This window comes from Kaistia granuli DSM 23481 (genome assembly GCF_000380505.1).
In the GTDB taxonomy this organism is placed as follows: Bacteria; Pseudomonadota; Alphaproteobacteria; order Rhizobiales; family Kaistiaceae; genus Kaistia; species Kaistia granuli.
Genome location: NZ_AQYH01000019.1, coordinates 70742 through 88176, shown reverse-complemented (window position 1 = coordinate 88176; position 17435 = coordinate 70742). Strand labels below are relative to the sequence as shown.

General features: G+C 65.3%; 20 protein-coding genes and 1 pseudogene. 15 read left to right on the top strand and 6 right to left on the bottom strand.

The genetic code is table 11. From position 1 onward, the window contains the following. Position 1: 1 nt before the first annotated feature. On the bottom strand, positions 2-499 hold the full coding sequence (locus G342_RS0120930; RefSeq protein ID WP_018185130.1) for a flavin reductase family protein: 498 nt from the start codon (positions 497-499) through the stop codon (positions 2-4). 274 nt (positions 500-773) lie between these two features. Here G342_RS0120930 and G342_RS0120925 point away from each other — a divergent pair, with 274 nt between their 5' ends. The 7 genes and pseudogenes from G342_RS0120925 to G342_RS0120895 all read left to right on the top strand — a co-directional run bounded on the left by G342_RS0120925 (position 774) and on the right by G342_RS0120895 (position 7611). Continuing rightward, a complete protein-coding gene (locus G342_RS0120925; RefSeq protein ID WP_026304662.1) occupies positions 774-1691 on the top strand; it encodes a branched-chain amino acid ABC transporter permease in 918 nt (305 codons plus the stop codon). A 3-nt stretch (positions 1692-1694) separates the two neighbouring features. Continuing rightward, positions 1695-3080 (top strand): high-affinity branched-chain amino acid ABC transporter permease LivM, encoded by a 1386-nt coding sequence (gene livM / locus G342_RS0120920; RefSeq protein ID WP_026304661.1) that lies wholly within the window; start codon positions 1695-1697, stop codon positions 3078-3080. Beyond that, positions 3080-3955: pseudogene (locus G342_RS24875) on the top strand (ABC transporter ATP-binding protein); the annotation flags it as partial. The gene livM and the pseudogene G342_RS24875, both read left to right, overlap by 1 nt. A 20-nt stretch (positions 3956-3975) precedes the next feature. After that, positions 3976-4713, top strand: a complete 738-nt coding sequence (locus G342_RS0120910; protein ID WP_018185126.1) for an ABC transporter ATP-binding protein — start codon at positions 3976-3978, stop codon at positions 4711-4713. 37 nt (positions 4714-4750) lie between these two features. Beyond that, complete coding sequence (locus G342_RS0120905; protein ID WP_018185125.1) at positions 4751-5095, top strand: DUF6867 family protein; 345 nt, start codon at positions 4751-4753, stop codon at positions 5093-5095. 164 nt (positions 5096-5259) lie between these two features. Next, positions 5260-6378, top strand: a complete 1119-nt coding sequence (locus tag G342_RS0120900) for a branched-chain amino acid ABC transporter substrate-binding protein (RefSeq protein ID WP_018185124.1) — start codon at positions 5260-5262, stop codon at positions 6376-6378. Positions 6379-6483: 105 nt separating this feature from the next. After that, on the top strand, positions 6484-7611 hold the full coding sequence (locus tag G342_RS0120895) for a branched-chain amino acid ABC transporter substrate-binding protein (protein ID WP_018185123.1): 1128 nt from the start codon (positions 6484-6486) through the stop codon (positions 7609-7611). Positions 7612-7649: 38 nt separating this feature from the next. Here G342_RS0120895 and G342_RS0120890 read toward each other — a convergent pair whose 3' ends face one another. Beyond that, positions 7650-8897, bottom strand: a complete 1248-nt coding sequence (locus G342_RS0120890) for an NAD(P)/FAD-dependent oxidoreductase (RefSeq protein WP_018185122.1) — start codon at positions 8895-8897, stop codon at positions 7650-7652. Positions 8898-9058: 161 nt separating this feature from the next. Here G342_RS0120890 and rpe point away from each other — a divergent pair, with 161 nt between their 5' ends. The 5 genes from rpe to G342_RS0120865 all read left to right on the top strand — a co-directional run bounded on the left by rpe (position 9059) and on the right by G342_RS0120865 (position 12833). Further along, positions 9059-9727, top strand: coding sequence for a ribulose-phosphate 3-epimerase (gene rpe, locus G342_RS0120885; RefSeq protein ID WP_018185121.1), 669 nt, complete (start codon positions 9059-9061; stop codon positions 9725-9727). Between the two features lie 47 nt (positions 9728-9774). Next, entirely contained in the window at positions 9775-10488 is a 714-nt protein-coding gene (locus G342_RS0120880; protein ID WP_018185120.1) for a DUF2259 domain-containing protein, read from the top strand. 135 nt (positions 10489-10623) lie between these two features. After that, complete coding sequence (locus G342_RS0120875) at positions 10624-10887, top strand: hypothetical protein (protein ID WP_156831046.1); 264 nt, start codon at positions 10624-10626, stop codon at positions 10885-10887. Positions 10888-10957: 70 nt separating this feature from the next. Beyond that, complete coding sequence (gene purB / locus G342_RS0120870; RefSeq protein WP_018185118.1) at positions 10958-12265, top strand: adenylosuccinate lyase; 1308 nt, start codon at positions 10958-10960, stop codon at positions 12263-12265. 91 nt (positions 12266-12356) lie between these two features. Further along, complete coding sequence (locus G342_RS0120865) at positions 12357-12833, top strand: glutathione peroxidase (RefSeq protein ID WP_018185117.1); 477 nt, start codon at positions 12357-12359, stop codon at positions 12831-12833. Between the two features lie 86 nt (positions 12834-12919). On the opposite strand, the gene G342_RS0120860 is transcribed toward G342_RS0120865, so the two are convergent. The 3 genes from G342_RS0120860 to G342_RS0120850 form a co-directional block, all read right to left on the bottom strand. Beyond that, positions 12920-13618: an MIP family channel protein gene (locus G342_RS0120860; protein ID WP_018185116.1), complete on the bottom strand. Its 699-nt coding sequence runs from the start codon at positions 13616-13618 to the stop codon at positions 12920-12922. Between the two features lie 76 nt (positions 13619-13694). After that, positions 13695-14468 (bottom strand): HpcH/HpaI aldolase family protein, encoded by a 774-nt coding sequence (locus tag G342_RS0120855; protein ID WP_018185115.1) that lies wholly within the window; start codon positions 14466-14468, stop codon positions 13695-13697. Positions 14469-14494: 26 nt separating this feature from the next. Beyond that, entirely contained in the window at positions 14495-14818 is a 324-nt protein-coding gene (locus G342_RS0120850; protein WP_018185114.1) for a DUF1476 domain-containing protein, read from the bottom strand. A gap of 286 nt (positions 14819-15104) precedes the next feature. Between G342_RS0120850 and purC the strand changes: the two genes are divergently transcribed. The 3 genes from purC (at position 15105) to purQ (ending at position 16863) form a co-directional block, all read left to right on the top strand. Further along, positions 15105-15872, top strand: coding sequence for a phosphoribosylaminoimidazolesuccinocarboxamide synthase (gene purC, locus G342_RS0120845; RefSeq protein WP_018185113.1), 768 nt, complete (start codon positions 15105-15107; stop codon positions 15870-15872). 72 nt (positions 15873-15944) lie between these two features. Continuing rightward, positions 15945-16187, top strand: a complete 243-nt coding sequence (gene purS / locus G342_RS0120840) for a phosphoribosylformylglycinamidine synthase subunit PurS (RefSeq protein WP_018185112.1) — start codon at positions 15945-15947, stop codon at positions 16185-16187. A gap of 19 nt (positions 16188-16206) precedes the next feature. Further along, on the top strand, positions 16207-16863 hold the full coding sequence (purQ, locus tag G342_RS0120835; RefSeq protein ID WP_018185111.1) for a phosphoribosylformylglycinamidine synthase subunit PurQ: 657 nt from the start codon (positions 16207-16209) through the stop codon (positions 16861-16863). Between the two features lie 10 nt (positions 16864-16873). Here the strand turns inward: purQ and G342_RS0120830 are convergent, their stop codons facing one another. Beyond that, on the bottom strand, positions 16874-17266 hold the full coding sequence (locus tag G342_RS0120830; protein ID WP_018185110.1) for a VOC family protein: 393 nt from the start codon (positions 17264-17266) through the stop codon (positions 16874-16876). Positions 17267-17435: the final 169 nt, after the last annotated feature.

The window sequence follows — 17435 nt, the reverse complement described above, 5'->3', positions numbered from 1 at the left end:
CTCAGACCCGGCGATAGCTGCGGTCGAGATAGACCAGCGCCTGGTCGTGCGAGCCGACCCGGACGGCCTCGACGAGGCCAAACAGCACCGAATGCGAGCCCTGCTCGATCACCTCGGTCAGGCGGCAGTCAAAGCTCGCGCGCGCCGATTCCAGCACCGGCGCGCCGGTCGCCAGCGTCACCCAGGATCCGAGCGCGAAGCGCTGCGGCATGGTGAGCCCGGTCCGGCCGGCGAACGCCTCGGCCAGATCCTGCTGGTTGCCTTCCAGGGTGTTGATGCAGAAGCTGCCGTTCCGCTTGAACGCCGCGTTGGTCAGGCTCTTGCGATTGACGCAGACCAGCACGATCGGCGGGCTGTCGGAGACGGAGGTGACCGCCGAGGCGGTCAGGCCGCACGAGCCGCCCTCGCCGGACGTCGTGACCACGTGAACCGGCGCGACGAGGCGGCTCATCGCTTCGCGGTACATAGCCGGATCGACCAGATCCGTGAGCGTATCCATGCTTCTTCTTATCCCACACATGCCCGCGCCGTCTCGTGTGGTCGTATCGGGTCGAACCGGCGACGACAAGCCACCACGCGATCCCGCGGCTAAAAATCGGCCGGCACATTTATCAGGCAAACTTATCAAATTCCTCTGCGGAAGCCCGTGTTGTTCGTACGACTTTTGTTTTGTTCGTTTCCAGTTGCCAAGCGAAAGGATCGGTGAGAGGCTCAGCCAGGGAACAGAGCTTCCAAGAAGCAACAAAAACGAGCTTCACGCGGGGATCTATAAGATGGAAGTATTCCTACAGCAGCTGATCAATGGGATCACGCTTGGGTCAATTTATGGTCTGATTGCTATCGGATACACGATGGTGTTCGGCATCATCGGCATGGTCAACTTCTCTCACGGGGATGTCTTCATGACATCCGCTTTCATCGCACTCATATTCCTTCTCGTTCTGACAACAGTATTCGGCATGACGTCGATGATACTGGCTCTCATCATCGTGATGGTGATCGCCATGGTGCTGACGAGCTTGTTGAGCTGGGCCATAGAGCGGATCGCCTACCGGCCACTGCGCGGCTCGTTCCGCCTGGCGCCGCTGATCTCGGCGATCGGCATGTCGATCGTGCTGTCGAACTTCGTCCAGGTCGCCCAGGGTCCGCGCAACAAGCCGATCCCGCCGATGTTCAGCGGTGGCGTCACCGTGATGGATTCCAACAATTTCGCCGTCACGCTCTCCTACAAGCAGATCATGATCTGGGTCGTCACGGCGGTGCTGCTGGCGGCGTTCTGGTACATCGTCCAGAAGACCTCGCTCGGTCGCGCCCAGCGCGCCTGCGAGCAGGATCGCAAGATGGCGGCGCTGCTCGGCGTGAATGTCGACCGCACCATCTCGCTGACCTTCGTCATGGGCGCAGCGCTCGCCGCGGTCGCCGGCACGCTCTACCTCTCCTACTATGGCGTGGTGAACTTCTCCGACGGCTTCGTTCCGGGCGTGAAGGCCTTCACGGCCGCGGTTCTCGGCGGCATCGGCTCGCTGCCGGGCGCGGTGATCGGCGGCCTGCTGATCGGCCTGATCGAGACGTTCTGGTCGGGCTATTTCTCGATCGACTACAAGGACGTGGCCGCCTTCTCGATCCTCGCCATCGTGCTCATCTTCATGCCGCAGGGCCTCCTCGGGCGACCTGAAGTCGAGAAGGTGTGAACCATGGCAGCGGAAGGAACTGCGAATAAACACGGCCCCGACATCGCCGCGGCCGTGAAGGATGCCCTTTTGAGCGGCCTGGTCGCCCTCGCCCTGTTCGGACCTCTGGTCGGTCTCCGGACCGAGCAGAACATCCGCAACGAGCTGGCGATCCAGCAACGGTGGGGGCTCGTCGCGGCCATCGTCGGGACCATCGTGGTCGGCCGCTTCCTGCTGCTGACGCTGGTCTGGCCCGCCATGGCGGCGCGCAAGCAGCACCAGTCGACCATACCGGACACCGGGCCCTCGACGCTTCGACAGGCCGTCTCGCGTTGGTTCGCACCGGCCTCGGTCGTCTTCCTGTTCCTCTATCCCGTCCTGATCGTGAGCGCGCTCGGCTTCCAGGGCTCGCTGAAATGGGTCGACAATTTCGGCATCCAGATCCTGATCTACGTCATGCTCGGCTGGGGCCTGAACATCGTCGTCGGCCTCGCCGGCCTGCTCGATCTCGGCTACGTCGCCTTCTACGCCGTCGGCGCCTATTCCTACGCGCTGCTGTCGAGCCATTTCGGCCTGTCGTTCTGGATCCTGCTGCCGATGGCCGGCATCTTCGCGGCGCTCTGGGGCATCATGCTGGGCTTCCCGGTGCTGCGCCTCCGGGGTGACTATCTCGCCATCGTCACGCTCGCCTTCGGCGAGATCATCCGGCTGGTCCTGATCAACTGGCGCGACTTCACAAACGGCTCCACCGGCATCAGCTCGATTCCGAAGGTGACGCTGTTCGGCATCAAGTTCGACGCCTCGCCGGACGGCTTCGCCAAGATGTTCGATCTGCCGATCTCGTCGGCCTACTACAAGATCTTCCTCTACTACCTGATCCTGCTGCTCGCGCTGCTGACGGCGTTCGTGACGATCCGTCTGCGCAAGCTGCCGGTCGGGCGGGCCTGGGAGGCACTGCGCGAGGACGAGATCGCCTGCCGCTCGCTCGGGATCAACACCACCAACACCAAGCTGACCGCCTTCGCGCTGGGCGCCATGTTCGCCGGCTTCGCCGGATCGTTTTTCGCCGCGCGCCAGGGCTTCGTCAGCCCCGAATCCTTCACCTTCATGGAATCGGCGATCATCGTGGCAATCGTCGTGCTCGGCGGCATGGGTTCGATGGTCGGCGTGGCGCTGGCCGCCGTCGCCATGATCGGCGGCACCGAACTGCTGCGCGAGCTCGACTTCCTCAAGACCATCTTTGGCGACAATTTCGATCCCAGCCAGTTCCGCATGCTGATCTTCGGCCTGGCCATGGTGGCGGTGATGATCTGGAAGCCGCGCGGCTTCGTGTCGTCGCGCGACCCGACGATCTTCCTGTCGGAGAAGAAGGTGATCTCCGGCTCGCTCGTGAAGGAGGGTCATGGCTGATGGTTGACCTCCCTTCGAACGAAACCGCCCCCGCGCATCCGTGGGAAAACAGCCCCGTGCTCGCCGTCGAGCATGTCTTCATGCGCTTCGGCGGGCTGGTGGCGGTCAACGACCTCTCCTTCAGCGTCGGCCGCGGCGACATCACCGCGCTGATCGGACCCAACGGCGCCGGCAAGACGACGGTGTTCAACTGCATCACCGGCTTTTACAAGCCGACGCAGGGCATGCTCCGGCTGGAGCACGCCAGCGGTGCGACCTTCCTGCTCGAGCGGATGCCCGATTTCCGCATCTCGGCCAAAGCCAAGGTGGCGCGGACGTTCCAGAACATCCGCCTGTTCTCGGGCATGACGCTGCTCGAGAACCTGCTGGTGGCGCAGCACAATACGCTGATGCTGGCCTCCGGCATGACCATCCTCGGCGTGCTCGGCCTGCCGGCCTACCGCAACGCCGAGAAGAAGGCGGTCGAGCGAGCCAAGTACTGGCTCGACAAGACTGGGCTGACGGCTCGCGCCGACGACCCGGCCGGCGATCTTCCCTATGGCGCGCAGCGCCGGCTGGAGATCGCACGCGCCATGTGCACAGAGCCGGAACTGCTCTGTCTCGACGAGCCGGCCGCGGGCCTCAATCCGCGCGAATCCGCTGAATTGAACGCCCTGCTGCTCGGCATTCGCGAGACCGAGAAGACGTCGATCCTGCTGATCGAGCACGACATGTCGGTGGTGATGGAAATCTCCGACCATGTCATCGTCCTCGAATACGGCACCAAGATCGCCGACGGCACGCCGTCGGAGGTGCGCAACGATCCGCGCGTGATCGCCGCCTATCTCGGCGTCGATGACGAGGAAGTCGAGATCGTCGAGGAAAAGCTGGACCAGATCATCGAAGGGGCGGCGTCATGAGCGGCCAGAACGGCGCGCCGCTGCTTTCCGTGCAGGGCGCCAAGACCTATTACGGCAAGATCATTGCCCTGAAGGGCGTCGACGTCGATGTCCACAAGGGCGAGATCGTCACGCTGATCGGCGCCAACGGCGCCGGCAAGTCGACGCTGATGATGACGATCTGCGGCAATCCCCGCGCCCGTGAGGGCAAGGTGCTCTTCGAGGGCCGCGACATCACCAACCTGCCGACGCATGAAATCGCGCGGCTGCGCATCGCCCAGTCGCCCGAAGGACGCCGCATCTTTCCGCGCATGACGGTGCTGGAAAACCTGCAGATGGGCGCGGCGCTCGACAACCTGGCTCATTTCGACCAGGACGTGGAGCGGATGTTCACGCTGTTCCCGCGCCTGAAGGAGCGCGTCGCCCAGCGCGGCGGCACGCTTTCGGGCGGCGAGCAGCAGATGCTGGCGATCGCCCGCGCGCTGATGGCCCGGCCGAAGCTGCTGATGCTCGACGAGCCGTCGCTCGGTCTCGCCCCGCTCATCGTCAAGCAGATCTTCGACGTCATCGGCGAACTGAACCGCACCGAGGGGCTGACCGTCTTCCTGGTCGAGCAGAACGCCTATCACGCGCTGAAGCTCGCCCACCGCGGCTATGTGCTGGTGAACGGTCTCGTCACCATGACGGGAACCGGCAGGGAACTCCTGCAGAAGCCGGAAATCCGTGCGGCCTATCTGGAAGGAGGCGCACATTGACCATCGCCGTTTCAAGCCCGAAAGCGAGGCATGACTGATGTCCGGCATTCTCTACGAAGAAGCCTCGTTCGGCACCTTCCTGCTCGTGACCGTGATCATGGGCGGCGCGGGCGCCTGGATGACGGGACGCGCCTGCGCGCTGACCTGGCGCCCGTACTACATGCTCGTCTTCTACCTGCTTGTGCTGTCCTTCGGCGTGCGCTTCATCCATTTCGCGCTGTTCGAGGCGACGCTGCTGTCGCTGCACTACTGGATCGTCGACGCGCTGTTCGTGTGGATCGTCGGCTCGATCGGCTTCCGCTACACCCGCACCAACCAGATGGTTTCGCAATATTATTGGCTTTACGTAAAGTCAGGCCCGTTCGCATGGCGCGCGATATGACATGACCATGCAGCCTTCAGCCATCCTGAAAGATTGGATCAAGCTCGAATCAAGAATCCGGATGACATCCCCTATGAAATCGGCAAGATAAGCGATCAGAATGGGGCTTCCATCCGCATAAAGGGCCAAAGGCCCACCTTCCAGTACGAACGGGAGACTACCGAATGAAGAAGTCAATCATCTCTGGCCTTGCGCTCGCCGCGGGCCTGACTCTGGCCGGCATGGCCCATGCGGACGACATCAAGATCGCCGCCGCCGGCCCGCTGACCGGCCCGAACGCCGCCTTCGGCGCCCAGATCCAGAAGGGCACGGAACAGGCGATCGCCGACATCAATGCCGCCGGTGGCGTCAACGGCAACAAGTTCGTCCTCACCCTCGGCGACGACGTCTCCGATCCGAAGCAGGGCGTCTCGGTCGCCAACAAGTTCGTCGGCGACGGCGTGACCTTTGTGGTCGGCCACTTCAACTCCGGCGTCTCGATCCCGGCCTCGGAAGTCTATGCCGAAAACGGCATCTTCCAGATCTCGCCGGCTTCGACCAACCCGAAATTCACCGAGCGTGATCTCTGGAACACCTTCCGCACCTGCGGTCGGGACGACCAGCAGGGTGCCGTGGCCGGCCAGTACATTGTCGACCACCTGAAGGACAAGAAGATCGCCATCATCCACGACAAGACCCCCTATGGTCAGGGCCTTGCCGACGAGACCAAGAAGGCCGCCAATGCCGGTGGCGTCACCGAAGTCGTCTATGAAGGCATCAACGTCGGCGACAAGGACTTCTCCGCCTTGATCTCCAAGATGAAGTCGGCTGGCGTCGAAGTCATCTATTACGGCGGCCTGCACCAGGAAGCCGGTCTCATCGTCCGCCAGGCAGCCGAGCAGGGCCTGAAGGCCGTGCTGTTCTCCGGCGACGGCATCACCGACCGCGAGTTCGCGGCCATCGCCGGCCCGGCCGCCGACGGCACGCTGATGACCTTCGGCCCCGATCCGCGCCTGAACCCCGACGCCAAGGAAGTCGTGGAACGCTTCCGCGCTTCGGGCTTCGAGCCGGAAGCCTACACGCTCTACTCCTATGCCAGCGTCCAGGTCATCGCCCAGGCGATGGAAAAGGCCGGCTCGACCGATCCGCAGAAGGTCGCGGAAATGGTCAAGTCGGGCGGCCCGTGGAAGACCGTTCTCGGCCCGCTCTCCTATGACGCCAAGGGCGACCGCACCACCGCCGACTATGTCGTCTATTCCTGGGTCAAGGATGCCGACGGCAAGCTCGACTACAAGCAGCTCTGATCCGAGCCCCTCTTGAGACCAGCGCCCGCGTCGCTCCGAGACGCGGGCGTTTTCTTTTGGTCCGGCGCCGGGCATGATTGCGCCATGCCCCGCGAAGGACGATCCATGCCGCTCAGACTTTCCACCGCCCGCACTTCCCTATCCCTGGCTCTGGCCCTCTCCCTGACCACCTTCGCCGGGTCCGTCCGCGCCGATATCCGCGTCATGGCAGTCGGGCCGATGAGCGGCCCCTACCAGGCGCTCGGCAAGCAGATCCGCGCCGGCGTCGAGATGGCCGTCGACGCCCTCAATGCCACGGGCGGCATCCATGGCGAGCGCATCGTCGTCGATGTCGAGGACGATGCCTGCAAGCCGGACAACGCGCTGGCCGCCGCCAACCGGGCGATCGGCCGCGGCGACGCCCTGGTGGTCGGCCATGTCTGCGCCGAGGCGGCGCTGGCCGCGGCTCCCGTCTATGTCGACAAGGGGTTGGTGGCGATCACCCCGGCCGTCACAGCCAACCGCTACACCGACAGCCGCCCCGGCCCGACGCTGTTCCGGCTCGCCGCGCGCGACGATGCCCAAGGCGCCACGGCCGGCGCTTTCCTGGCGGAGCGCTTCGGCACGCGACGGATCGCCATCCTCAATGACGGTTCGCCCTATGGCAAACCGCTGGCCGAGGTGACCAGACAGGCGATGAACGAGGCCGGCAAGCGCGAGGCCCGCGCCGACAGCTACGAGCCCGGCGCCAAGGAATATTCCGCCCTCGCCGACCGGCTGATCGCCGATGCCATCGACGTCGTCTTCGTCGGCGGCGACCCCGGCGACATCGCGCTGATCCTGAAGGCCTTGCGGGCGAAGGGATCGGAAGCTGTCCTGGTCGGCGGCGACGCGCTGGCGACGGGCGAGTTCAAGACCTCGGCCGGCGATGCCGCCGACGGCACGCTTCTGACCTTCTTCACCGACTGGCGGCGTGGCGGCGCGGCCGACAGCGTCAACGCGGCGCTGCGGACGGCCGGGGTCGAACCGCTGGGCTTCGTGCTGCCAGCCTATGCAGCCGTCCAGCTCTGGGCCGAGGCCCGCCGCGCCAGCGGCTCCGACCAGGGCGATGTGCTTGCCACGACGATCTCAGGCACCGCGACGCCGACCGTGCTCGGCCCGGTCGGCTTCGACGCCAAGGGCGACGCCCAGCTGCAGGGCTTTTCCATCTTCCGCTGGCAGGACGGCGCCCTCGTCCCGGACGCGCGGGACTAGGACGGCGTCGGCCCGGACCCGGCCAGGCGGAGCTGCCCCTACCGAAAACGCAGCGGGCTGAACGGGGCGGGATCGACGAAGGGCATTTCGCGGGTGATCAGCTCGGACACCAGCCGGCCCGTCGCCGGCCCGAGGGTGAAGCCGAGATGACCATGGCCGAAATTCAGCCAGAGGCCCGGATGGCGCGGCGCCGGGCCGACGATCGGCATCGAATCCGGCAGGCAGGGCCGCGCGCCCAACCAGGGCTCGGCCTCGATCTGGTCGCCGAGCGGGAACAGCGCCCGCACCTGCGGCAGGATGCGGCCGATCTGCACCGGCGTCGGCGGCGCATCGCGATCGTCGAACTCGATGCCGGAGGTGATCCGGTAGCCCTGGCGCATCGGCGTCAGCACATAGCCATGCGCCACATCGACCACCGGCCGCTCCAGCGCCGCGTCGCCGCGCGGCTTGAAGTGCAGGTGGTAGCCGCGCTTGACGGCGAACGGGTAGCGGTAGCCGAGCGGCTTCAGGAGATCCATCGCCCACGGCCCGAGCGCCACCACGACGTCCGGCGCCGTCGCCGAACGCCCGTCCATGTCGACCACCCAGAGATCGTTCTCGCGGCGCAGCGTCAGCGCGTCGCCATGCGATACCGTGCCGCCCATCGCCTCGAACAGGCGGGCATAGGCCTTGGTGACGCCACCCGGGCTCGATACCGACACCGTATCCGGCCAAAACACGCCGCGGGCGAAGACCGGCGCGAGATCGGGCTCGAGGTCGGTGATCTCATGGCCGTCGAGGATCTCGTAGCGAACGCCGAAGCGCTCGGCCAGCGCCAGATGCGCCTTGGTATCGGCCTCGAAGCCGGCAATGCTGCGATAGCCCTTGATCCAACCGGTGCCGCGAAAGAACTCGACCGCCCTGCCCTTGCCAGCGAGCACCCCGTGTTCGCTCGCGGCATGGGCGAGGATCGGGTTCATCGCTTCGGCATAGTCCTCGATGGCGCGCGGCGACGAGCTGGCCCTGAGCCGCATCAGCCAGGGCGCGATCTTCGGCAGGAAGCGGCGGTTATAATGGAGCTCGGTCTCCCTGTTGCGGCCATATTTCCACAGCGCCCCGAACTGACGCGGGAAGACGATCGGGAAGAAGCCTTCGCGCTCGATCACGCCGGCATTGCCGTAGGACGTCGCCTCGCCCGGATCGCGCTTGTCGATCAGCGCGACGGTACGGTTTCGCTTCTGCAGGTTAAGCGCCGCGGACACGCCGACGATGCCGGCGCCCAGCACGATCGCGTCGAACCGCTCCATCTCTTTCGTGCCGGGAATCGCTCTGTTCCTTCCTCGTGTTCGGGCCAAGTTTGCCCGTCCCGCGCCGGACGGGCAATTGCCCAGCTGCGGTTGCCGTGATACGGCCGAAACAAACCAGTCCCGGACCTGGCTTCCTGGTCCCAGAAACTGAAAGCAGTATCATGGCCGCTCCCCTCCTGATCTCGCCATCCATTCTCGCCTCGGACTTTTCCCGTCTCGGCGACGAGGTGCGCGCCGTCGAAGCGGCCGGCGCGGACTGGATCCATCTCGACATCATGGACGGCCATTTCGTCCCCAACATCACGTTCGGCCCGCCGGTATTGCGCTCGCTGCGGCCGCTTTCGAACAAGCTTTTCGACGTGCATCTCATGATCACGCCGGCCGATCCCTATCTGGCCGAGTTCGCCGAGGCCGGCGCCGATCTGATCACCGTCCATGCCGAGGCGGGGCCGCATCTGCACCGCTCGCTGCAGACCATCCGCCATCTCGGCAAGAAGGCCGGCGTCGCGCTCAACCCGTCGACGCCCGAAAGCGCCATCGCCTACATACTCGACATGGTCGACCTCGTCCTCGTCATGAGCGTCAATCCCGGCTTCGGCGGCCAGAGCTTCATCCCGGAATCGGTCGACAAGGTCGCCCGCATCAAGGCGATGATCGGCGACCGCCCGATTCATATCGAAGTCGATGGCGGCGTGACTCCGGCGACCGCCCCGGCGCTGGTGCGTGCCGGCGCCGACGTGCTGGTCGCCGGTTCCTCCGTCTTCAAGGGCGGCAGCGCCGCCGCCTATGCCGCGAACATCGCCGCCATCCGCGAGGCCTCGGCCGCCTGACGCCGCCCGGCGTCCGTCCTCATCCTCCCAACAGGAAAGCCCAGTCCATGCGCAGCTTCGTCCTCGCCGTCTCGCTTTCGGCTGCCGCCATGTTCGCCGCCGCGCCGGCGATCGCCGGCGACTTTGCCGAGCGCGCCATCCTCGGCTTCTCGGAAGATGGCGGCCGCTTCGCCTTCGAGGAGTTCGGCATCCAGGACGGCTCCGGCTTTCCCTATGCCAATCTCTTCGTCATCGACACGAAGAAGGACAGCTGGGTCGACGGCACGCCGATCCGAATCCGCCTCGACGACGAGACCAAGACCCTCGCCGCGGCGCGGCAGGCAGCCGCTGCACAGGCGGCGCCGCTGCTGAAGTCGATCGACCAGCCGGGAACCCTGCTCGCCTCCAATCCGATCACCGAGAGCGGCCGCGATCCCTACAGGATCGTGTTCAAGCGCCATGCGCCCCAGCAGCTGGCAGGGCCGGACCTGACGGTGGAGCTGGAAACCATTCCGCTCGCCGCCCCCGGCAATGACGATCCGAGCTACAAGACGCAGGGCTTCCGCCTCCTGCTGAAGACCGAGGACGGCACCACGGTCCTGCATGAGGACGAGGCCCTCCCCGCCAGCCGTGGCACGGCGCTCGACTACCGCATCAACGATGTCGTCATTCACCAGCGTTTCGGCCAGCCGGCGACGCTCGTCGTTCTCGTCATGGTGCTGACGCGCGGTTTCGAAGGCCCGGACGGACGCTATCTCGCCGTCACCGCGCCGTTGCCCTGATCACAAAGAGCGGCGCGGCGGCGTTTTTGGAAGCGCCGTCCCGCCGCTCCCGTTAATTTGGCCGGGGGCTTGTCGGAGGACGGCTCCATGGGACGCCGGCCGCAACTGCCACTGGGCATCAGCGCGACAGCGTCCTTGCTGCTGCTCGTCATCGGCATGCCCAGTTCATCGTCCCCGCGCGAGGCAACCCAGCGGGAAGCCGGCACGATTTCGATGATCGAGGATGTCGACAAGCCACAGCCGACCGTCGAGCCTCCCCCCGCCCCGCCGCCCGGCTGCCAGGAAAGCTCCATCCGGACCGAGGACGATTCGGGGGCGACCGTCGAACCGCGCATCGACTGCCCGCCTCATCTGCCGCCGGAAGCCCCCCGCCTCCCGCAGCCGCCGCCGCTGGAATAGGCAGGCGATCGGGTTGTTCGGGCAGGCCCGCTCTGGTAGACCCCGGGGCGAAAACTGAGAGGGCCCGCCAATGATCCCGCGCTACTCGCGCCCCGAAATGACGGCGATCTGGTCGCCGGAGACCAAGTTCCGCATCTGGTTCGAAATCGAGGCACATGCGCTCGATGCGCTGGCCGAGATTGGCACGGTGCCGAAATCGGCCGCCAAGACCGTCTGGGAAAAGGGCGGCGCCGCCACGTTCGACATTGACCGGATCGATGAGATCGAGCGCGTCACCAAGCATGACGTCATCGCCTTCCTGACGCATCTCGCCGAGATCGTCGGCGAGGACGCGCGCTTCGTGCATCAGGGCATGACCTCGTCCGACGTGCTCGACACCTGCTTCAACGTTCAGCTGGTGCGCGCCGCCGATCTCCTGATCGCCGATGTCGACAAGCTGCTGGAAGCGCTGAAGCGTCGCGCCTTCGAGCACAAGGACACCGTCACCATCGGCCGCAGCCACGGCATCCATGCCGAGCCTATCACCTTCGGCATGAAGATGGCCCAGGCCTATGCCGAGTTCGACCGCTGCCGCGCCCGCCTGGTCGCTGCCCGCGCCGAAGTCGCCACCTGCGCCATCTCCGGCGCCGTCGGCTCCTTCGCCAACATCGATCCCCGCGTCGAGGAACATGTCGCGGAGAAGCTCGGCCTCGTACCGGAGCCGGTCTCGACGCAGGTCATCCCGCGCGACCGCCACGCCATGTATTTCGCCACGCTCGGCGTCGTTGCCTCGTCGATTGAGCGCCTCGCCACAGAGATCCGCCATCTACAGCGCACCGAAGTGCTCGAGGCCGAGGAGTATTTCTCCCCCGGCCAGAAGGGTTCGTCGGCGATGCCGCACAAGCGCAACCCGGTGCTGACCGAAAACCTGACCGGCCTCGCCCGCCTGGTGCGCGGCATGGCGCTGCCGGCGATGGAAAACGTCGCCCTCTGGCACGAGCGCGACATCTCGCACTCCTCGGTCGAGCGCATGATCGGCCCGGACGCGACGGTCACCCTCGACTTCGCGCTCGCCCGTCTGACCAACGTCATCGACAAGCTGCTGGTCTATCCGGAGAACATGCAGAAGAATCTCGACCGCCTCGGCGGCCTGGTTCACTCGCAGCGCGTCCTGCTGGCGCTGACCCAGAAGGGTGCCTCGCGCGAGGACGCCTATAGTCTCGTCCAGCGCAACGCGATGAAGGTGTGGGAACAGGGTGCCGACTTCCTGACCGAGCTGAAGGCCGACGCCGACGTCAAGGCGCTGCTCACGGACGCGGAGATCGAGGAGAAGTTCGACCTCGGCTACCACACCAAGCAGATCGACACGATCTTCCGCCGCGTCTTCGGCGAGGCGTAGGCTTCGGCAAGACGGAGCTTGAGCTTATGGCAGGCGCCCTTATCTCTAGGGCGCCTGTTTTGTTTCATGCCCCGACAACCGAGGTCCGAACATGCCCTCTCCGCTCTACGACATTCCCGTCGACCGCATCGACGGCAGCCAGGCGTCGCTGGGCGACTATGCCGGCCGCGTCCTGCTCGTCGTCAACGTCGCCTCGAAATGCGGGCTGACGCCGCAATATGACGGGCTCGAGGCCCTCTATCGCACCTACAGGGACAAGGGCCTGACCGTTCTCGGCTTCCCGGCCAACGACTTCAAGGGCCAGGAGCCGGGCACGAATGAGGAGATCCAGGACTTCTGCCGCCTGACTTATGGCGTCGATTTCCCGATGTTCGCCAAGATCTCCGTGACCGGCGGCGACCGGCATCCGCTTTACGACGCGCTGGCCGGCGACCAGGACATCAGCTGGAACTTCGAGAAATTCCTGATCGGCCGCGACGGCGCCGTTGCCGCGCGCTTCCCCCCGAAGACCGAGCCGGACGATCCGTCCGTCGTCGCGGCGATCGAATCCGAACTCGCCAAGGCCTGAACAGCAAAAAGCCCGCCTTGAAGGGCGGGCTTTCTGCATGTCTGCATCCAGGGGATCAGTCTCGCCCCCGTGGCTCCCGGCGTCGACTAGCGCTCGCCGTGATAGAGAATGCCGGCCTTGTAGACGAAGCCGGCAAGGGCCGCGCCGATGAACGGCGCCACGATGAACAGCCAAAGCTGCGAAATCGCTGCGCCGCCGGCGAACAGTGCCGGACCGAGGCTGCGGGCCGGATTGACCGACACGCCGGTGACATTGATGCCGACGATGTGGATCATGGCCAGCGTCAGGCCGATGGCGAGGCCCGCGAAGTGATGCGGCACCAGCTTGTGCGTCACGCCGAGGATGACGACCAGGAAGATGAACGTCGCCACCACTTCGAAGATGAAGGCCGAGGTGACATTGTATCCGCCCATGTAGCCCGGGCCCCAGCCATTGGTGCCCATGCCGCCGTCCCAGCCCTCGGCCTTGCCCTTCATGATCAGGTAGAGGACAAGCGCGCCGGCGATGGCACCGAGAACCTGCGCGATCACGTAGGTGATAAAGTCGCCGACAGTCATGCGGCCGGCGACGAGCGCGCCGAGGCTGACGGCCGGATTAACGTGGCAGCCGGAGATCGGGCCGATGGCGTAGGCCATGGCGACGATCGCCAGGCCGAACGAGAAGGCGATGCCGAGCACGCCGACCGTATTGGCACCGGCGATGGCCGGGCCGGCGATGACGGCGGCGCCACAACCGAACAGAACAAGCGTGAAGGTTCCGATAAACTCTGCGACAGCTTTTTGCATGCGTAATTTCCCCGATCAGCCGAATCACTGCCGAAAAAAGGTACGCCGGAACCTGGACTTGTAAAATAGTGCCGAACTACTCGGCTCTCGCTTCGGCAAGCATGGTAGAAGCGCCAAGACGGAAGTAGGCCCCGTCGGTCCCGAGAGCGATGAAGTCATAACCAAGCGCTCGGTAGTGCTTCGCCTGCGCTCCCGTGATCGCGAAGATGCCGGCAAGCTTGCCGGCCTTGCGGGCGCGCGCCAGGATGTCAGCCGCCGCGGCCTGGTTGTCGGCCCGCATCGGATTGACGTCGGCGCCGTCGGAAAGCGCGATCGACAGGTCCGAGGGGCCGATGAACACGGCGTCGATGCCCGGCACCGCCAGGATCTCGTCGAGCGCGGCGACGGCGGCGCGTGTCTCGATCATGGCGAAGGTCAGCGTCTCGGCGTTGGCGGAGCGCAGATAGGCGCCGCCATCGGCCGCGCCGGCGAGTTGCATGGCGCGCACCGGCCCCCAGCTGCGCTCGCCGATCGGCGGGTATTTGGTGGCCATGGCGAAGGCGCGCGCATCCTCGGCCGAGTTGATCATCGGCGCGATGATGGCGCTGGCGCCCTTGTCGAGCGCGCGGCTCGCCATGGCGAAATCACCGACGGGAATGCGGACGATGGCGGGAACCCCGCCAAGCGCCACGGCGCCGATGCCGCGCATGATGCTGACGGGGTCATGCAGGCCATGCTGCATGTCGAGCGTGACGCAATCGAAGCCGACGCGCGCCGCATTCTCGGCGAGCAGCGGCTCCGGCGTGGCAATCCACGCGGTGAGGCATGTGCCGCGCGAACGGAGCACCGAAACAAGGGACGGAAGATGCATATTCGGTGCTCCGAGGGGCTGAGGGTTTAGCCCTCGGACTTGACCTGTTCGACGGCGACGGCGAGCAGCTCGTCCATCGTGCGGCGGATCTCATGGTCCGACTGCTTGACGCCGGCCGCGTCGAAATCCTTGCGGATCTTGCGGAACACGTCCTCATCGCCGGCTTCCTCGAAATCAGCGGCGACAACCTCCGATGCATAGGACTCGGCGTCCGCCCCGGACTTGCCGAGAAGCGCCGCGGCCCACAGGCCCAGCTGCTTGTTGCGCCGTGCCACGGCCTTGAAGCGCAGCGCCTCATCCAGGGCGAAGCGGTTCTCGAAGGCGTCCTTGCGCTGATCGAACGTCGTCATACGGAGTATCTCCACTCATCAACATGTTAGCGAGGACCATGATATGGGCCTTGCATATCGTCGTCACCACCCCAAATCAACGGAAGCACCGAAAGGGAAACGCGGAATGCGTGCTTTGGGTCGCCCAAAGCGTCGCATTTATCCATCATTGTGAATTGGCGAGTGATCGAGTAGGTTCACGCCGCGCAAACGACCTCGCAGAGTCGGTTGGCAAAGCTTCGCCGCGGCGAATCCCTGACATTGGAACCCCGGCTGTATGGATTTCCTCAAACCACGGTATGTGCCCATGAACCGTCGTCGGCGCATCTATGAAGGCAAGGGCAAGATCCTTTTCGAAGGACCGGAGCCCGGGACGCTGATCCAGTTCTTCAAAGACGATGCGACTGCCTTCAACAATAAGAAGCATGAGGTTGTTGACGGAAAGGGCGTGTTGAACAACCGCATTTCCGAGCACATTTTCACGCATCTGAACCGGATGGGCATCCCGACGCACTTCATCCGTCGGTTGAACATGCGCGAGCAGCTGATCCGCGAAGTCGAGATCATCCCGCTCGAGATCGTCGTCCGCAACGTCGCGGCCGGCTCGCTGGCCAAGCGCCTTGGCCTCGAAGAGGGCACGGTCCTGCCGCGCTCGATCATCGAGTTCTACTACAAGGCAGACGCGCTCGACGACCCGATGGTCTCGGAAGAGCACATCACCGCCTTCGGCTGGGCGACCCCGCAGGAGATCGACGACATCATGGCGCTCGCCATCCGTGTCAACGACTTCCTCTCCGGCCTGTTCCTCGGCGCCGGCATCCAGCTCGTCGACTTCAAGATCGAGTGCGGCCGCCTCTGGGAAGCCGACATGATGCGGATCGTCGTCGCCGACGAGATCTCGCCGGATTCGTGCCGGCTCTGGGACGTGCAGACCCAGAACAAGCTGGACAAGGACCGCTTCCGCCGCGACATGGGCGGCCTCGTCGAGGCCTACCAGGAAGTCGCGCGCCGGCTCGGCATCCTGACCGAAGAGCAGGAACGGCCGCAGGGCGGCGGGCCTGTTCTCGTTCAGTAACCACCCGTTCATGGCAACGGCCGCCGCGAGGCGGCCGTTTGCATTTCTGGAACCATCCGACTGGAGTACCCGATGAAGGCCCGCGTCACCGTCACCTTGAAGAACGGCGTTCTGGATCCCCAGGGCAAAGCCATCGAAGGCGCGCTCGGCGCGCTCGGCTTTGCCGGCATCGGCAGCGTCCGCCAGGGCAAGGTGTTCGACATCGAGGTCGAATCGACCGATGCCGCCAAGGCGAAGACGGAGCTCGAGGCCATGGCCGCCAAGCTGCTGGCCAATACGGTCATCGAGAATTATCGGGTCGAGATCGTCGACTGAGCTACGAGGGACACCACCGATGAAATCCGCCGTCGTCGTTTTCCCCGGCTCCAATCGCGAACGCGACATGGTCGCCGCGATCGAGAAGATCACCGGCCACCGGCCCGCCACCGTCTGGCATGGCGATCATGACCTGCCCAAGGTCGACCTGATCGTCATCCCCGGCGGCTTCTCCTATGGCGACTACCTGCGCTCCGGCGCCATCGCGGCGCGCGAGCCGATCATGGCCGCGATCGCCCGCGAGGCGGAGCGCGGCGTCGCCGTGCTCGGCGTCTGCAACGGCTTCCAGATCCTGTGCGAGGCGGGGCTGCTGCCGGGCGTGCTGATGCGCAATGCAGGCCTCAAGTTCATCTGCAAGGAAGTCGACCTCCGCGTCGAGACGACCGACAGCCGGTTCACCCGCGGCTACGCCAAGGGCGAGGTCATCCGTTCGCCGGTGGCCCATGGCGACGGCAATTACCGCACCGATGACGAGACGCTGAAGCGCCTGCAGGACGAGGACCGCATCGCCTTCCGCTATGTCGGCAACCCGAACGGCTCGGTCGACGACATTGCTGGCATCCTGTCGGAGAAGCGCAACATCCTCGGCATGATGCCGCATCCGGAAAATCTGATCGAGCCGCTCAATGGCGGCCTCGACGGCCGGCCGCTGTTCGAGAGCCTGCTCGCAGCCTGAGCCGACGCGCTCAGACCGTGACGGGGTAATCGGCCAGCTCGGGGCGCATCGCCTCGATGACGAAATCGACCAAAGCTTCGGGGACATCGAGATAAAACTCCCGGTCCGAATAGGCTCCGACATTCGCCTCGAGGCCACGCTGGCGCAGCCATGCGGCCAGGTCCTCGAGCGCCTGTCGCGGCGTTTCGCTCAGGAAGGACACCTGGGAGCGGCGCTTGTCCTCGTCGCGACGGGTCTCGACGCTCTGGCAGAACTGCAGGTCGATGTTCGCGCCGGGCTGGCGCATCCAGATCACGCCCTCGGTTCGCCGGAGCTCGACGAAGCCGAGCTGCTGGATGAACAGATCGACGATCGTCTCGAAATGCTTCGCGTCGAGACGGTTGGCGACGTGATTGAACCGCATTGGATTTCCCCGATTTGCCCGCCACGAGCCTCGGCGGAAATCGACTTCAAGTCACGCGCCAAATCACGCGCGAACCTCGGCGCGGCCCCGTACCGCGCCCTGCCCGCTTCCGCCGCCTCCGCAAATTCGCCCCCGCCATTTACACACGCGACGCCGCGCTCTATCGCAT

Bases quoted from the DNA above. Each gene is read 5' to 3' on its own strand.
- G342_RS0120930 (WP_018185130.1), bottom strand. From the start codon at position 499: ATGGATACGCTCACGGATCTGGTCGATCCGGCTATGTACCGCGAAGCG.
- G342_RS0120925 (WP_026304662.1), top strand. From the start codon at position 774: ATGGAAGTATTCCTACAGCAGCTGATCAATGGGATCACGCTTGGGTCA.
- livM (WP_026304661.1), top strand. From the start codon at position 1,695: ATGGCAGCGGAAGGAACTGCGAATAAACACGGCCCCGACATCGCCGCG.
- G342_RS0120910 (WP_018185126.1), top strand. From the start codon at position 3,976: ATGAGCGGCCAGAACGGCGCGCCGCTGCTTTCCGTGCAGGGCGCCAAG.
- G342_RS0120905 (WP_018185125.1), top strand. From the start codon at position 4,751: ATGTCCGGCATTCTCTACGAAGAAGCCTCGTTCGGCACCTTCCTGCTC.
- G342_RS0120900 (WP_018185124.1), top strand. From the start codon at position 5,260: ATGAAGAAGTCAATCATCTCTGGCCTTGCGCTCGCCGCGGGCCTGACT.
- G342_RS0120895 (WP_018185123.1), top strand. From the start codon at position 6,484: ATGCCGCTCAGACTTTCCACCGCCCGCACTTCCCTATCCCTGGCTCTG.
- G342_RS0120890 (WP_018185122.1), bottom strand. From the start codon at position 8,897: ATGGAGCGGTTCGACGCGATCGTGCTGGGCGCCGGCATCGTCGGCGTG.
- rpe (WP_018185121.1), top strand. From the start codon at position 9,059: ATGGCCGCTCCCCTCCTGATCTCGCCATCCATTCTCGCCTCGGACTTT.
- G342_RS0120880 (WP_018185120.1), top strand. From the start codon at position 9,775: ATGCGCAGCTTCGTCCTCGCCGTCTCGCTTTCGGCTGCCGCCATGTTC.
- purB (WP_018185118.1), top strand. From the start codon at position 10,958: ATGATCCCGCGCTACTCGCGCCCCGAAATGACGGCGATCTGGTCGCCG.
- G342_RS0120865 (WP_018185117.1), top strand. From the start codon at position 12,357: ATGCCCTCTCCGCTCTACGACATTCCCGTCGACCGCATCGACGGCAGC.
- G342_RS0120860 (WP_018185116.1), bottom strand. From the start codon at position 13,618: ATGCAAAAAGCTGTCGCAGAGTTTATCGGAACCTTCACGCTTGTTCTG.
- G342_RS0120855 (WP_018185115.1), bottom strand. From the start codon at position 14,468: ATGCATCTTCCGTCCCTTGTTTCGGTGCTCCGTTCGCGCGGCACATGC.
- G342_RS0120850 (WP_018185114.1), bottom strand. From the start codon at position 14,818: ATGACGACGTTCGATCAGCGCAAGGACGCCTTCGAGAACCGCTTCGCC.
- purC (WP_018185113.1), top strand. From the start codon at position 15,105: ATGAACCGTCGTCGGCGCATCTATGAAGGCAAGGGCAAGATCCTTTTC.
- purS (WP_018185112.1), top strand. From the start codon at position 15,945: ATGAAGGCCCGCGTCACCGTCACCTTGAAGAACGGCGTTCTGGATCCC.
- purQ (WP_018185111.1), top strand. From the start codon at position 16,207: ATGAAATCCGCCGTCGTCGTTTTCCCCGGCTCCAATCGCGAACGCGAC.
- G342_RS0120830 (WP_018185110.1), bottom strand. From the start codon at position 17,266: ATGCGGTTCAATCACGTCGCCAACCGTCTCGACGCGAAGCATTTCGAG.